General features: G+C 66.6%; 17 protein-coding genes and 1 tRNA gene. 13 read left to right on the forward strand and 5 right to left on the reverse strand.

The annotated features are described in order from the left end of the window. Position 1: 1 nt before the first annotated feature. Both QJS31_RS21780 and QJS31_RS21785 read right to left on the reverse strand, forming a co-directional pair. Positions 2-247: an acyl carrier protein gene (locus QJS31_RS21780; protein ID WP_039814248.1), complete on the reverse strand. Its 246-nt coding sequence runs from the start codon at positions 245-247 to the stop codon at positions 2-4. 485 nt (positions 248-732) lie between these two features. Next, on the reverse strand, positions 733-1,509 hold the full coding sequence (locus QJS31_RS21785) for an SMP-30/gluconolactonase/LRE family protein (RefSeq protein ID WP_306357562.1): 777 nt from the start codon (positions 1,507-1,509) through the stop codon (positions 733-735). On the opposite strand from QJS31_RS21785, the gene QJS31_RS21790 reads away from it, so the two are divergent. Further along, entirely contained in the window at positions 1,508-1,741 is a 234-nt protein-coding gene (locus tag QJS31_RS21790) for a hypothetical protein (protein ID WP_282785412.1), read from the forward strand. The genes QJS31_RS21785 and QJS31_RS21790 overlap by 2 nt on opposite strands. A gap of 102 nt (positions 1,742-1,843) precedes the next feature. On the opposite strand, the gene QJS31_RS21795 is transcribed toward QJS31_RS21790, so the two are convergent. Then, a complete protein-coding gene (locus tag QJS31_RS21795; RefSeq protein ID WP_282785413.1) occupies positions 1,844-2,857 on the reverse strand; it encodes an RNA polymerase subunit sigma-70 in 1,014 nt (337 codons plus the stop codon). Positions 2,858-2,941: 84 nt separating this feature from the next. Here QJS31_RS21795 and QJS31_RS21800 point away from each other — a divergent pair, with 84 nt between their 5' ends. From QJS31_RS21800 to QJS31_RS21835, 8 genes are all read left to right on the forward strand, one after another. Continuing rightward, positions 2,942-3,319 carry a nuclear transport factor 2 family protein gene (locus QJS31_RS21800; protein ID WP_282785414.1) on the forward strand — a complete coding sequence of 126 codons (378 nt, stop codon included), beginning with the start codon at positions 2,942-2,944 and terminating at the stop codon, positions 3,317-3,319. Between the two features lie 100 nt (positions 3,320-3,419). Then, positions 3,420-4,364 (forward strand): SDR family oxidoreductase, encoded by a 945-nt coding sequence (locus QJS31_RS21805; protein ID WP_282785415.1) that lies wholly within the window; start codon positions 3,420-3,422, stop codon positions 4,362-4,364. A 75-nt stretch (positions 4,365-4,439) separates the two neighbouring features. Continuing rightward, positions 4,440-5,516 carry a TetR/AcrR family transcriptional regulator gene (locus QJS31_RS21810; protein WP_306357563.1) on the forward strand — a complete coding sequence of 359 codons (1,077 nt, stop codon included), beginning with the start codon at positions 4,440-4,442 and terminating at the stop codon, positions 5,514-5,516. A gap of 12 nt (positions 5,517-5,528) precedes the next feature. Further along, positions 5,529-6,416: an alpha/beta hydrolase gene (locus tag QJS31_RS21815; protein ID WP_306357564.1), complete on the forward strand. Its 888-nt coding sequence runs from the start codon at positions 5,529-5,531 to the stop codon at positions 6,414-6,416. Between the two features lie 47 nt (positions 6,417-6,463). Then, positions 6,464-7,270: a class I SAM-dependent methyltransferase gene (locus QJS31_RS21820; protein WP_282785418.1), complete on the forward strand. Its 807-nt coding sequence runs from the start codon at positions 6,464-6,466 to the stop codon at positions 7,268-7,270. A gap of 178 nt (positions 7,271-7,448) precedes the next feature. Next, positions 7,449-7,811 carry a MarR family winged helix-turn-helix transcriptional regulator gene (locus QJS31_RS21825; protein ID WP_051037269.1) on the forward strand — a complete coding sequence of 121 codons (363 nt, stop codon included), beginning with the start codon at positions 7,449-7,451 and terminating at the stop codon, positions 7,809-7,811. A 95-nt stretch (positions 7,812-7,906) separates the two neighbouring features. After that, positions 7,907-7,980 (forward strand) — tRNA-Met (locus QJS31_RS21830). A 247-nt stretch (positions 7,981-8,227) separates the two neighbouring features. Next, positions 8,228-9,166: a phosphotransferase enzyme family protein gene (locus QJS31_RS21835; protein ID WP_282786674.1), complete on the forward strand. Its 939-nt coding sequence runs from the start codon at positions 8,228-8,230 to the stop codon at positions 9,164-9,166. Here QJS31_RS21835 and QJS31_RS21840 read toward each other — a convergent pair. Both QJS31_RS21840 and QJS31_RS21845 read right to left on the reverse strand, forming a co-directional pair. After that, entirely contained in the window at positions 9,163-9,570 is a 408-nt protein-coding gene (locus QJS31_RS21840; RefSeq protein ID WP_306357565.1) for a hypothetical protein, read from the reverse strand. The two genes, QJS31_RS21835 and QJS31_RS21840, sit on opposite strands and share 4 nt — an antisense overlap. Positions 9,571-9,583: 13 nt before the next feature. Beyond that, entirely contained in the window at positions 9,584-10,924 is a 1,341-nt protein-coding gene (locus QJS31_RS21845; protein WP_306357566.1) for a DNA-binding transcriptional regulator, read from the reverse strand. A 178-nt stretch (positions 10,925-11,102) separates the two neighbouring features. Here QJS31_RS21845 and QJS31_RS21850 point away from each other — a divergent pair, with 178 nt between their 5' ends. Genes QJS31_RS21850 through QJS31_RS21865 form a run of 4 tightly spaced genes read left to right on the forward strand, consistent with a single transcriptional unit; the run spans position 11,103 to position 14,592 of the window. Continuing rightward, complete coding sequence (locus QJS31_RS21850) at positions 11,103-11,942, forward strand: aspartyl/asparaginyl beta-hydroxylase domain-containing protein (protein WP_306357567.1); 840 nt, start codon at positions 11,103-11,105, stop codon at positions 11,940-11,942. 21 nt (positions 11,943-11,963) lie between these two features. Next, complete coding sequence (locus QJS31_RS21855) at positions 11,964-12,848, forward strand: hypothetical protein (protein ID WP_306357568.1); 885 nt, start codon at positions 11,964-11,966, stop codon at positions 12,846-12,848. Then, positions 12,845-13,930 carry an LOG family protein gene (locus QJS31_RS21860; RefSeq protein WP_306357569.1) on the forward strand — a complete coding sequence of 362 codons (1,086 nt, stop codon included), beginning with the start codon at positions 12,845-12,847 and terminating at the stop codon, positions 13,928-13,930. Before QJS31_RS21855 ends, QJS31_RS21860 begins: the two co-directional genes overlap by 4 nt. Next, complete coding sequence (locus QJS31_RS21865; protein ID WP_306357570.1) at positions 13,927-14,592, forward strand: HAD family hydrolase; 666 nt, start codon at positions 13,927-13,929, stop codon at positions 14,590-14,592. The genes QJS31_RS21860 and QJS31_RS21865 overlap by 4 nt, the downstream gene beginning before the upstream one ends. Positions 14,593-14,795: the final 203 nt, after the last annotated feature.

The raw sequence follows: 14,795 nt of genomic DNA on the forward strand, positions 1-14,795 counted from the left end.
GTCAGCTCGCTTTGCGCAGCTCGACCGCGACGTATTCGGCCACCTGGCGGGTGGTGCGCAAGGCGGCGGCATCCGCATCGGGTATGTCGATGCCGAACAGCTGCTCGAGTTCGATCACCAACTCGGCCGAACGGACCGAATCGAGGCCGTACTCGAGCAGGGGCCGGTCCAGTTCCAGCGCGGGCGCGTTCAAGCGCCCCCGGAACAGCTCCCGGACTCGCTCCAATACCGTCGGGTCCACACTCATCGAGATCTATCCCCACGTGAAAAACGGTGCACGACAGCACAATCGATGTATCGATGGCTCGATGCATGCGACTGCCACGGCACACTTTGCGTACCTCGGCTCCATTGCCCGGCGTCCGTAGCGCGAAGCGCCGCCTCGTGAGCGCGCATCAGCGGAATCCGGTGCGGTCAGACGTGTGACGGCACCGAGAATGCTTGCGGCATAAGGGGACTAGTCACCCCAGCCCGGTTCTTCATCGAACCCGTGATGGAAAAGCGGGCGTGAGCCCCACGCCCGTCGGGTACCCTGCTCTCCCGATCGTTCACCGGTAACCGACCAGGTGTAGCGCGTTCGAAAAGCGTTACACCACAGTTAATCTCCGGCGATAGCCCGATAGTACCCACGAGTAGCGCGGGGTGCCACGACGAATCACGTCGATCACGTGAACTGTACTGACGCGCAATGTAAATCAGCACACACATACGCGGCAAAACGCGGGTGCGGACTCAGTGCGGTGTCAGTCGCGTCACAGTGCCCAGATAGCTGGTGACGTACAGTGAGTTGGGGTCCCAACCGGGGCCGGAGCCGAACCGGGCGCTCGTCGACAGCGGCAGACCGTCCGCCACGGTGCACCAGCGGGCGTGGTCGGGATCCACCCGGATCACTTTGCCGCCCAGACTGTAAGTGACATAGACGAATCCGTCCGGCCCCACCGTCACCCCATCGGCGGCGTTGAGCGGACCCGGCCCGGGCAGTTCGATGATGGTCGCCGCCTCCGGGCGATCCGGGTCCACCATCGCGATCACGGTGACCGGGTCGAAGGTGCTGGATACGAACAGCCGATGCCGCCGCGGATCGTAGGCCAGGCCGTTGGTGGAGGTGACCGCCGAGGAGAACGGGCCCGCGTCCGCCCCGGCGCGCACCAGCGTCATGCGGGTGTCGGCTCCCATATCGCTGGTGACCACGAAGTCGCCGCCGGGCAGCAGCGCCAGCCCGTTCGGCATATCGAGTCCGGCCGCGACGCTGCGGCGCGCGCCGGTGTGCAGATCCACCGACTCGATCCCGCCGGGTTCGGCGGCGAACTTGGATTGCAGGCTCAGCCCGGTCGTGTAGTAGAGCGTGTCACCGACGATGCTCAACTCTCCGACCCCGTCGATATCGTCGACCAGGGTTCCGCGCTGCCCATCGGCGGCGATTTCGCGCACCGCGCCGCCGGTCCCGGTGGCCGACTGTTCCGAGAGCAGCAGCCCGCCGCGCCCGTCGAAAGCGAGGCTCTCCAGCATGCCGTACCCCGACGCCACGGTGCTGGCCGTCCATCTGCCGCAGTGGTCCGCCGTGGCGGGCGCGGCCCCCGCCGGTCCGGGCGGGGCGAACGGGGCGAGGGCCACCCCGACCGACGCGGACAGCAACGTTCGTATGGCGGATTTCCGGAACCTCATCAACTGGTACTTCCCGTGGGTGCCTGCGGCCTGCGCGGGCGGCCCTGCCAGCCCGCCACGCGGTCGACCTCTGTAGGGCGGCACGCTAGCCGCGGCGGCAGCTGTCTGGGGAAGCTTTGGTCTCGAATTGTCAGATAGCCCAGGCCGTCTGAGTCGATCCAGACATTCCGACAAGTCGTTACCGACAGTCGCGGCCGTCGGCCGCCGCGAGACCGTCGGTCCATGAGACGGGGAGCCCGAAGCGTGGAAAGACGTCCTCGGGTGGGAAATGAGTGAGTGCGGCAATGCCGTTCGCCGCGAGGGCGAGTACCAGCATTCCGGTCGCCCGAAACTCCGACGCTCCTGGAAGCAGGGAATAGCACGCGACGGCGGGCTGCGTATTGGCCCGGACGGCGACCAGGCGTATCGGGTGCTCGTGCCGGAACGCCGGGACGTACCGGAGGAATTCGGCGATCGCCGCACGCCCTCCATAGGCATGCGGCCAGGGCGGCATGGTCAGCCAGGCGTCGTCGGTCAGCAGTTCGACGACGGCATCGACATCGCGATCGGTGAAGGCGTCGGCGAAGCGCCGGGTCAAGGCCCGCTCGGCCGCCGAACCGGGCGCGGGAGCCGGTCCCGCGGGGCCGCGCCGCACCGACTCCAGAGTTTCCCGGGCACGCTGCAAAGCCGCCTTCACCGCCGTCGGACTGGTGCCGAGGAGTTCGGCCGCCTCCGCACCGGAGAACTCCAGCACCTCGCGCAGCACCAGGACGGCCGCCTGCCGGGGCGGCAGCTGCTGGAGTGCGGCGATGAAGGCGAGTTCCACCGATTCGCGGTGCTGATAGCGCAGTGCCGGATCGCCGTCGAGCAGGGTGTCCGGGTAGGGCTGCAACCAGCCGACGGCATCGTGCGCGGGTGGCTCGGGCACCTCGAAGGGCAGTGGTTCGACCGGATGCCGCCGTGCGGTGCGCAGCGTGTTCAGGCACCTGTTGGTGGCGATCCGGTAGAGCCAGGTGCGCACCGAGGACCGCTGTTCGAACTCCCCCAGCCCGCGCCACGCCGCCACCAGGGTCTCCTGAAGGGCGTCCTCGGCGTCCTGGAACGAACCGAGCAGGCGGTAGCAGTGCAGCTGCAATTCGCGCCGATACGGTTCGGTCAGTTCGCGAAACGCCCGCTGGTCGCCGGAGCGGGCTGCCGTGAGGGCCTCGGTCACGTCGCCATTCTGGCACCGGTCCGTTTCGTCGGTGGCCGGTGTCCATTCCAGCGACAGTTCCCATTCGACCACGAGGTGACCGATATGAACCAGCACACCAGCCCCGCCCTCGACCTGGCCCGCGCCTACTTCGACGCCTGGACCGGGCACGATATGGACAAGGCCATGACCTACATCGCGGCCGACATCGTCTGCGACACGCCCGCGGGCCGAATTCGGGGCGCGGACGCCTTCCGGGCGTTCCTCGAACCATTCGCCGATACCGTCACCAGTGTGCGACCGCTGGCCGCCTTCGGTGACGAGACGACCGCGCTGATCATGTACGACACCGCCTCGGTTCCGGTGCCCTCGGCTCCCGGCGCGGAGCTGATCCGGGTGGAGAACGGGCGAATCACACAGAGCCGCTTCATCTTCGATCGCCTGCCCTTCTATCTCGCGGAGACCGCCGCGACGCCGGGCTGAGTTCGCCGGCGCGCGGTCTGGGTTAGTATCGCTGCCGTTCGGATCCGCAACCTCGCAGTAGGCGCAAGATCACCGTTGATATGCGACAGAGGTATCAGCCATGAGCGGAATCGGTTACGAGCCCGGACGATTGCATCTGCTGACCGTCGGGGCCGCACGCAAGAACGAGGGCTGCAGCCCCTACGGAATCATCGCACGCAGTCTCGCGCGGCAACTGCTCGACGCCGGTGAGCGCGTCCGCATCGTCGCCGAGTCCGACCAATTGCACGATTGGCCGCACCCGGTCGAGCTGATCTCCGGATCGATCACCCGACCGCTGGAGATCTGGGACGCGTTCACCGGCGTCGACGCCGTCTTCCTCACCGGAGCCGATCCGGCCACCCTCGACGACGCGCTCGCTCTCGCCCGCACCGCGCACGTCGGCCAGATCGTGCTGCTGTCCTCGCACGGACCCGAGTACGAGGCGGCCTATCCGCGCGAGACCTGGTTCTGGCTGGCCATCGAGAAGGCCGTCGAACGTTCCGGCATCGGCTGGACCCATATCCGGCCTTCGGCCGTCATGGGCTCGGTCCTGGAAGGCACCTATCCCGCCACGGGTTCGGACTGGGCCGACACCATCCGCGCGGAAGGCGTTGTGCGCGAAGCATTCCTGAACACGGGTCACTACCCGTTCATCCACGAGGACGACCTCGCCGCCGTCGCGGCCGCGGCCTTGCGCAGCGACGACTACCTGGGGATGACCCTCGAGGCCGTGGGCATGCCCATCAGCACCCTGTCCCGAATCCGCTTCATCGCCAACGCCCTCGGCCGCGACATCACCACCGTCGAACTCACCCCCGACGAAAGCCGTGCCGTCTGGCGCGACCGCGGCTGGCCCGACGGCGCCATCGACGTCACCCTCTACGCCCTCGAGGAATACGCCACCCACCTCGAGGAACTCATCGCCTGGACCCTGGACCAGTCCCCGTCGGTCTCGGAGATCATCGGCCGCCACCCGCTCAGCTACGCGGAATGGGCCCTCGAACACGCGAAATTCTTCCGCTGAACCGGGCCGCCTCCCGACCCCGGAGCCGAGCCCAAGCAGCTGTCGGAATCGCTTGTCTGCACGAGGAGCCCCCTTGTGCGGTGCTATCCGTGGGGCATGGCCGGACCGCGCGGTTCGACCCGCGTTCAAGTCCCTGACCTGTACACCGATACCCCCGTCACGCTGGACAAAGCCGGATTCGCCGCGGCGGTCCAGGTCGCCGAGGTGCTGACCACGGTGCTGCTCGCCGCACTGCGCGCACCCCGGCCCGACCTGCTCGGTGTCGCGGGATTCTCGCCCGCGGCCGCGCTCGCCGCGGTCGGCAACGGCGCGGGACTGGGCACCTGGTGGGAATCGGCGGTATCGACGCGCGAGATCCACCAGGCCACCGGATGGTCGCGGTGCAATTGGGGGTCGCATCACCGCGCCGCACAAACCCGACGCCGAACCCTCCGACCAGGGTGGCGCGGGCTAGCCGCACGGGCCGCCACGGCACAGCGGCACTGTCTCGGCATGTACTGTCTCGGCCATGTACAGACCGACGGTCGGTCGGTAGAGTGCGGGGCGGGAGGCGTGATGCGACAGGTGAAGAAGCCCGAGGTGCGCAAGGCGGAGATCGTGGACGCGGCGATTCGCGGTTTCGCCGAGCGCGGCTACGCCGCCACCACCGTGGATGCGATCGTCGGCGAGCTCGGGGTGGCGAAGGGGTGCTTCTACCACCACTTCGGGTCGAAGGATCAGCTGTTCGCCGAGGTGGTCGAGGTGTACGCGGAGCGGCTGTGCGCGCGGCACCTCGAGATCCTGCGGGACGCGACGCTGTCGCCACGGGATCGGCTGGTGGCCTACATCGACCACAGCTACGCCGTGGCCGCGCGCGATGCGGTCCCCGGTGTGGTCGACATGCTGCACGGGGAGCGGTTCCGGGACATGCACCACCGGGTCGTGAACCATGCGGTGAACGTGCTGCGTCCGGCCGTGCGGGAATTGCTCGCCGAGGCTGTGTCCGCCGGTGAATTCCGGCTGACCGACCCGGAATTCACCGGTGTCGCGCTGCTCGGCGCGTTGCGGGAACTGCACGAGTACTACGCCGATCGGACCGGTGTGGATCTGGTGGCGCATCGCGCCGCGGTCCTGGAACTGCTGGCGCGCCTCCTGGATGCCGACATCGCCTGACAGCGGGAGACAATGATGAAAACGACTGCGGTGACCTTCGATTCGTCCGGCACCGAATGCTCCGGGGCGCTGTACACCGACGCCGAGACGGGCGTGGCGTCCGCGGTGGTGCTGTGCCCGGGTTTCAGCGGTACCCAGGACACTCCGGCGCTGGTGGCCGCCGCCCGCGCCTTCGCGAACGCCGGATACGCGGCCATGACCTTCGACTATCGGCGCTTCGGCACCAGCGCGGGCGAACCCAGGCAGGTAGCCGATCTCGAGGAACAACTCGACGACATCCGCGCTGCCGTCGCCTTCGCCCGCGCACACCCGGGCATCGACCCCGACCGGATCGTGCTCTGGGGCACTTCCCTGGGCGGCGGTCACGTCGTGACCGTGGCCGCCGGGGACGCACGGATCGCGGCCGTGGTGGCCCAGGTGCCGTTCAACGGATTCCCGCGCCGGGCCGAGGGACGTTCCACGCGCGCCACCCTGGCGCTGCTCGCGGTCATGGTATCCGATTGGCTCCGTGGCACTTTCGGCCTGCGCCCGCGCTACATCCCCGCCGTCGGGCTGCCGGGAGAACTCGCGGTCATGACCGGGCCGCAGGCACACGGCACCATCGCCGCCATGGACAGCAAGACCTGGCGCAACAGCATCGCCCCGCGCGTGCTGCTTCAGATGATGCGCTACCGGCCCGGCCGCCACGCGCCGGACCTGCGGATGCCGCTGCTGGTCTGTATCGCCGAGCACGATCGCGAGACGGTCGCCTCCGGCACCACCGAACTCGCCGATCGCGCACCGCACGCGGAGCTGCGCAGTTATCCCCTCAGCCACTTCGAGATCTACCAACCCGAGCATCGCGACGAGATTCTCGCCGACCAGGTCGACTTCCTGAAGCGGGTGCTCGTCACGAGCTGACCCGACATCGCACTCCGAATTAGGCAACCCTAAGTTATTGTGGTGCGATGGGTGAACAGGTGACCCTGGGCGAGATCCAGGAAACGCTGCTGATTCCGCTGTACGGACGCGCCTGCGATGCGGTGCGGAACCCCTCGGTCCTCGCGGACGGCAAGGCCGTCGAACTCGTGGCGTCGATCGACTACGACTTCACCAAGTTCCGCGGACCGTCGCTGTTCGGGTCGGTGCTGCGGGCGTCGATCTTCGACGAGTACGTGCGGGCGTTCCTGCACGAGCATCCGCACGGCACGGTGGTGGATCTGGGCTGCGGCCTGTCCACCCGCTTCGACCGACTCGACAACGGCACCGTCCGCTGGTTCGACCTCGACCTCGACGACACGATGGCGTTGCGGCGCAAGTTTTTCGACGACCGCGACCGCTACACCATGCTCTCCGGATCCATCTTCGACACCGACTGGTATGAGCAGGTTCGCGCGGACGGCGGGCCGGTCTTCCTGCTCAGCGAGGCGGTGCTGCTCTACTTCGACGCCGAACGCGTGCACGCCCTGCTGCGGCGGTTCGCCGAGGCGTTCCCGGACACTCCGCTCGCCTTCGACACCGGCGGCCCGGCCATGATGAAGACTCAGGACCGCAACCCCGTATTCCGGGCCGTCTCCGCCCGCATGCGATGGACCTGCGACGACCCCGCCATCCTGGAACGCCACGGCCTGCGACTGCGCGAATCCCGCACGCTGGCCACCCCGCAGCCCGCCGTCGCCCGCACCTGGCCCGCGCGATACCGCTACGGTCTCAAAGCATTCGGCTGGACCCCGCCGATCACCACCTACAAACTCAACCTGTTCACCACGCGGTGACCGCGCCGCCGCCTCGCGGCCTGCGCGCCGTCCTCCCCGGCGCCCCGATTATGATGATCAGTGATTTCGCCGTCCTACCGAGGAGGCCGCGCTGTCCGAGCGCTCCAGTGCCGATGTCGTCACCCCCGACCTGAGCGAGGCCGCCGACCTCTATCTGACCATCGGCCGCTTGCTCCGCATGCTGCGCCAGTCCGGCGACTCCGGCGCGCTCTCCCCCGGCGCAGCCTCCGCTCTCGCCTCGCTGGCCCGCTCCGGCCCCCTGCGCCTGGGCGACCTGGCCGCCGTCGAACGCGTCAGCGCCCCCACCATGTCGCGCATAGTCACCGGCCTCGAACGCGCCGGCTACCTCGAACGCGCCGCCGACCCCGGCGACGGCCGCGCCCAACTCCTCACCGCCACCCCCACCGGCCACAACCTCGTCAACGGTCTCACCTCGGCCCGCATCCAACGCTTCGCCGCCGCCATGGAACGCCTCGACCGCGAGCAGAGAGACGCCCTGACAACAGCTTTGAACGTCCTCGTCGACGAACTAGCCCGCTGACCGCACACCACCGCCCGGCCATAGAGTCGAGAAACCTGTTCTGTCCAGGCGTTTTGGTAACTCCGCATACTGTCTGTAAGGTTGTATTCACCCGACGCGGGGTGGAGCAGCTCGGTAGCTCGCTGGGCTCATAACCCAGAGGTCGCAGGTTCAAATCCTGTCCCCGCTACTAGGGAAGCGGCCCGGAACCAGCAGGTTCCGGGCCGCTTCGCGTTCGCTGGCATCATTGGCCATGTTCGGTTGCGGTTGAACGAGATTGAATGGACGGCGTTTGTGGCCGGGGCGACGGATGGCGAATTCGACTTCGAGCATGTGAGCTGAACTGTTCAGGATCTCTGCCTTGTCGCGAGCATCCGCTGGCCAACGACTGACCACCCGCTGGACAGCTATGGGCGGGCGAACTGCACAATAGCCCGGTGGCCGTCAATGAGGACGTGACGAATCGCGTCGAATGGCGAGAGCTGCCGCCGATGGTGCGGAAGGGCATCGAGCAGCGCCTCGGCCTGCGGGTGACATCGGCGACCAACCAAGTCGGCGGGTTCAGTCATGGCCTGGCCGCGTGCGTGCGCTTGGAGGACGGGACGGCTGCTTTTATCAAGGCTGTCAGTGTCCATGACGGTCTCGTGGAGCGGTACCGGGCTGAAGCCGCTACTGCCGCGGAGCTTTCAGCGCGCATCCCCACCCCCGAGGTCCGGTTCACCGTCGAAGCAGCTGGATGGTTCGCGGTGGCCTTCGAGTTCATCGAGGGACACCATCCGCAGCTCGATCAGCAGGATGAGCTGAACAGCGTCCTCCGGATGCTGGACGAGCTTGCTGAAAAGCTGACTCCGAGCCCCATTCCCGGGGCACCGGCGATCAGCGATGTCTATGGGCCGAAGTTGATCTGCTGGAGGCAGTTCGCCGAGCGGGGCGCACCCGCTGATATGGACGAGTGGGCGTCACGAAATCTCCACCGGCTGGCTCAGCTGGAGTCCACCTGGCCCGAGTGCGCGGTCGGCGATTCCCTGCTGCACACTGACCTTCGTCCGGACAACATGCTGATACGAGGCGACGGCTCGCCGTTCATCGTCGACTGGGCCTGGCCCTGTCGAGGTGCCGCATGGATCGACCTCGCGTCGCTGGTGCCCTCGATCGCGGGTAAAGGGCTGGATCCTGACCCGATCCTCGCCTCGCACCGTGTAACCCGGGACATCGATCCGGCCGCTATCGACGCGTTCCTGTGCGGTCTGGCCGGTTACTGGGCCTATCACAGCCGCCAACCGGCACCACGGCGTGTGCCGAACCTGCGCCGGTATCAGGCACGGTCGGCCCGGATCACGCAGGAGTGGCTGAGTCGCCGGTTGGCGTGGGCCTAGCTGTGCTGGTCGAGGGCAGCTGATGAGCTCGATGCCGAAACGTGGCGTTCGATCGTCTCGAAGATCTCGATATCGGTCTTCTGCTGCCATTCGGGCAACTCATGCCACGGTGCGACGTACCCGGGCTTGGGGTCGGGGATGTGTGCGTAGATCTGTCCGATCCAGCAGATAGCGACGAACTGGCCCTTCGCCTCAGCGGTCAGACGACTCGCGGCGCCGCCGGTGACTTCGAGGAAGTTGACGACCTGGTCATACACCGCCGCCGCGCTGGCGCGCTCCCAGTCGGGGGTGTTCTCCCACGGTGCGATATAGCTGTCCTTGGGCGTTCCCGGGTAGTGGGTGGTGACTCCAGCGATCCAGGCGCTGCGGAAGACCTTGCCACCGTGGTCGTGATCGTCGTGCACTGTTCTCCTCGGGTCAGCGGGTGGGCTTGATGAGAGTAGCGATTTGGCTGTCGAGATGGGCGACGTGCCGGTCGCCTCGGAATGGATCGAGATCGCGTCGCAGGTGCCCAAGGCGCTGCGCGATGTAGCCGGACTGGGTGTGTCGTCCGATGTCGACTGCCGCTCCGCCGAAACAGACTGTCTGCACGGGGTCACCGCGCAGCATGCCCGCCGCGGCGAGGTCGACCAGAACGCTCGCGCGTCGGCGTGCCGAGAGCGGTCCGTTGAGCAGGGGAACAAGGAGCTGTTCGGCCTTTTCGGGGCAGCCCAGCTTGATATAGCAGCCCGCATTCTCCTCATCGATGCGGTCACCTGTAAACCGTAGCCAGCCGACCGGGGAAGCCTCGGCCAGCGCGCTGACGTCCCGTGCGCGATCGAAGGCTCTCTCGCAGCCATGGATGTCACCCAGCCCCGCCAGGGCCTGGGCACGGACACTGGCAACCCAGAAGCGGGTGGGCAGGCTGCTGTCGCCCCGGCGGGACAGGTGTGCGGCTTGGTCGACAAGCGGTAGCGCGTCGGCGTGGCGATCCTCCACGAGTCCGATGTACGCATGGCGGGTCAGCGCGCACGCCCACAGGTCGAACGCGTCGGCTTCAGCGGCGAAGTTGCCGGCAAGGGTGTAGCAGTGCGCCGCTTCTGTGTAGTGGTTGCCGTCGAAAAGGATCTCACCGGTGAGTTGCAACGAGTCAGCTACGAGTTCACGTAGACGGCATTCGAGTTCCTGGCCGCAGGTGTTGCTAAACGTATCCATCAGCCCGCTGAGATGGGCTCGCGCATCGTCGAATACGGTCGCCTTGGTTTCGGCGTCTGCATAGTGCTGCCACAGCAGTCGGTTGAGTTTGGCGAGTTCATCGACAACTGCGAGGTCGACGGACCTTGACGTCATCGCGTGCTGCAGTCGATCCCAGTCGATCGGTGTCACCAGCGTGGTCGTGGCGATGTTCAAGAATCGCAGCAGCTCGCGACGCTTCATCTCGGTGATCTCCGTCAGGTGCTCGCCGCGGGGCGCGGTTGGGCGGACTCGGTGTTCGCTGTCGAGCTTAGTTCCGAATTCGACGTCGACCGGCTCGCCTGCCCCGTGGCGACGGACCTCCGCCGTGAAACGGACGGTTTGCACTGCGGACAGACCGGCCAGAAGATCGTCGAGCTTCGCCGCGTAGTAGCCGTTGACGACGAAGCCGCCCTTCGCGTGCTCCCAGTTCCGCACCGTGCGGTCGGTGATCTCCAGCTCCTCGGCGAACCTCTCCTGACTCCAGCGCAACGCGGCGGTGCGCAGGGCCTTGACTTCAATCCCAGTCCATGTGGTTGCGATCATGGCCGCTCCAGAAGGCGACGAGGGGCAGTTCCGGTTGGTTCCGCCCCAGCTTACGGCCAATTTTCCGGCTCCGTTCCTGGTTCGACGGGTACCACGGTGCGACCCTTGGAACGGATCTCACCTACTAGAAATCCTTGCGAGACAGTTGGTTTCGCATTCCGTCCAGGGAGTCTCTTCTATGACAACAGTATTCGTCGCTGGGCTGATCGACCAGATCGCCAGCATCGGCAGTGTCGACATGGGGATGCTCGATAGGCTCCACCACGAAGCGCTGACAATTCCTATGCACGAGGACTGGGTGGCCGAGTACGGGCCGTATCAGTCCGGGAGTTGGTTCACCACATCGTTGATGAACGACTCCGGAGTACCGCGCGATGTCCGCATCGCGGATTGCACACCGAAGGCGACGAGTCTCCTCGATCGCATGCCTGCCACCCGCGCCTACCTCCAGTCGCTGGGCCTGCGCTACATGTGGGTGCGCCTCGCACGGCTCGGACCGAACGGATTCCTCTGGGAGCACCGCGATTACGACGACCTCGAGAAGGTCGAGAGGTTCCGTCTGCATGTGCCTCTGGTGACCAACTCCAGCGCTGCGCTCATACTCGGCGGGGCACGGATTCACCTGCGGCCCGGCCGGGTCTGGAGACTGGCACCAACCCATGTGCACGGCGCATGCAACCTGCTCGGCCCGGATCGACTGCACCTGATTCTGGACTGCTACCGCGATATCGCGTTCGATGCGCTGACCGCTGATTCCTCGCTGGAAGCCGATGTCCTTCAGCTGCCGGAGCCTGACGCGCGGGAGATTGATTCCCATAGCGAGCGGGCGCGTTCGCTCATCCGGCTGGGCTACCTCGACGCGGCGGAGAAACACCTACTGCGGCTCTTCTATCGGTACACCCTGCCGGAAGGCACGGTGTACGACCTCATCGCCTCCGCGTACGAAGAAGTCGGCCGGCCGGATAAGGCTCGGGCATGGCGCAAGGACAAAGTCACTCTCCTCGGCCTCAGCCGCTGAACAGTAGGAAGGAACCAGCTCGTGATGGAGACCTTGCTCGATGACCTGGCCATGATGAATCGGCCAGACCAGTTCGGCCTGCTGGAGCGCGCGACCGACGTGTTCGCCGCCAGCCCGGCCGTGACCCGGCTGCTCGTGCGAGGCTCACTCGCCGCGGGTACCGCCGACCGCCTTTCCGACGTCGATTTCGTGATCGGTGTGGAGGACCGCTGGTATGGCGACTTCGTCACCGCGCTTGATGACCTGATGGCCTGTGAAATGGCCGCGATCCTGCCCGGATGGCGGGACACCATCGTCGCGAACATGGGCGGACTGGGCTACGTGTATCTCGTCGTGCACAACGGCACGCTGCGCCAACTCGATCTGTACGTCACCCCGGTCAGTCGACTCGACTCGGTGCACACGGGAACCCGGGCACAGCCCCTGTATATCCGTACCAGCGCCGTGCCGCTGACAGCGACGTCGGCCTCGACCGCTTCCACAGCGGCCGATTTCATCGCACGCACGGCCACCGCACCACGCAGTTGCGCAGATCTGCTGGTCGAGCTGCTTGTGCTCGGATGCTTGATCCAGAAGCGGATCACTCGCGGCCAGACCTTCATCGCCTACGACGAATCCCACCTCTTCGCCACCGCTGCGAAGGATTTCGTCAAGGCCGCGCTGGCACCCGGGACGCGCTACTACGGCTGGTATCACCTGCAGCACGAAGTCGGTGCCACACCCCTCGGTCGTCGCTGTCTCGCAATGCTCGACGCGTTGATCCACAGCCCCTCGGTGCCGTCTCACGACACGTTGACGGCGAATCTGGACCGGGTCCTCGCGATCGCCGACCAGATCGCACCGGAGGTCCTGACCGCGCTGCGGCCGGCGATCGACGCTTACCGCTACTACCTGGAGCTTTCATGACCACCGTGACCTTTTTCGGAGGCGTGCGTGCCGAGGACGACGCCGACCGGGTTCTGGCTTACGAAATCGGCTGCGCGATAGGCCAAGCGGGCGCGACCATCCAGCACGGCGGATACAACGGCCTGATGGAGGCGGCGGCACGCGGAGCCGCCACTACGGGCGGCCGAATCGTCGCGGTCACGCTCGAGAATACGAAGTGGGGCGAGTTCAATCCCCACGTCACGCACGCGATTCACCTTCCGCGCCTGGGTGATCGTCTGCACCGCTTCCTCGACACCACCGACCTGGTGATAGCGATGGGTGGAGGGATCGGCACGTTGCACGAGCTCTCGGCCGCGCTCTGGTACGCCAGTAACATCCGACCTGTCCCGGTGTGGCTCGTCGGCAGCACTGCCACGCACCTGGCGGCCTTCCTGCGCAAGGAACAGTGGCTGTACGAGACGCCGACCCGCCCGATGGGGTTCCTCCGCGAAATCACCCACATCGAGGCGTTTCGGTGTGCCTTCGACGACCTGGTGACACGAACACGGAGCCGTAGCGGCGACTCCGAGCTCGCCGACCGCATCCGTCAGAGCGCACTGCGGCGGGGCTGTCACCGGCTCGCCGACTGCGAGGTGATCGAAGAATACTTCGACCAGTACAGCCTGGCCGCCGACCCGGAACTGTTGCGCGACGTCACAACCGCAATGGCTCAGATGATGCCCGCCGACACCGATATCGTCGCCGGACTCGAACTCGGCGGCGTACCGCTGGCCGCAGCAATCTCGATCAACACCGGTGCCTCGCTGGCATGCATCCGCCGCGCCGCCAAACCGTACGGGACCGGTCGCCGCATCGAAGGCGGCGTCCTCACCGAACGCGACATCACCATCGTCGATGACGTCGCTCGCACCGGATCTCAACTACTCGAAGCAGCAACGGCATTGCGCGACATCGGAGCCCGGGTCACCACGGCCGTCTGCATCGTCGACCGCAACCTCGACGCTCGCCTCCGGCTGGCCGATCACGGCATCCGATTACGGACGCTCGTCGTGGAGCCGGTAGCCACCCCCGCACGCACAACGTCGGCGAGGCGAGTATGAACACCGCCGTGCTGTTCGACCTCGACGGCGTGATCATCGACTCGCGTGCGGCGATACGAGAAGCCCTCCACACCATCACGTTCCGGGTATTCGGTCGCGAAATCCAGCCACATCTCCTCGACGCGCAGGTAGGGGTACCACCCGTACAAGCGCTGTGCCTGTTGGGTGTACCCGATCCCGAGGACGCCTACGAGAGGATGTTCGACGCCGCATTGTTCGACGCAGCGCACCACATCCGCGTGATACCGGCCGTCGTCGCAGGTATCACGGCTCTCGCGCAATCCGGCGTGAAGATCGGCATAGTCACCACCCAAGCGCGGCGACGGTTGTACTTTCTGGTTCCCCCAGTGGTCGGCATGGTCGCCTCGGTCGTGATCGCCTGGGAGGACGCCGAACCCAAACCAGCGCCGGACGGGATCACCCTCGCCTGCTCCCGGCTGGGGGTCGCAGCCGAATCGGCGCTGTTCGTCGGCGACACCGTTTCCGACCTGGCCGCAGGTCGCGCTGCGGGCGTCAAAACAGTGTCGGTGGCATGGGGATTCACCGATCCCAATGCTTTGGCGCGGGCAGGCGCAGAGATCGTTCTCGACGAGCCACGGCAGATCGGGCCAGAGCTACTCGAGTTCTTGCCGAACCCTGAGGCCGGAACATCCATCGCCTGACGTGGCGACAACGGTCCGCGCCCCTCCCGGGGGGTGCGGACCGTTGTCGTGATCGTTTCTGTTGATGATCGTGGGTGCCCCGGTTATCCCGAGTGCTGGCTCATCCGTGTGCGTACGGCAGCGAGCCCGACGTCGATTCCGGACGGATCGGTGCCCGCGCCGTAGGCGATATCCGCCTTCCCGCCGCCGCGTCCGGCGATGCT

Source organism: Nocardia sp. CC213A (assembly GCF_030766805.1).
GTDB classification, from domain to species: domain Bacteria; phylum Actinomycetota; class Actinomycetes; order Mycobacteriales; family Mycobacteriaceae; genus Nocardia; species Nocardia otitidiscaviarum.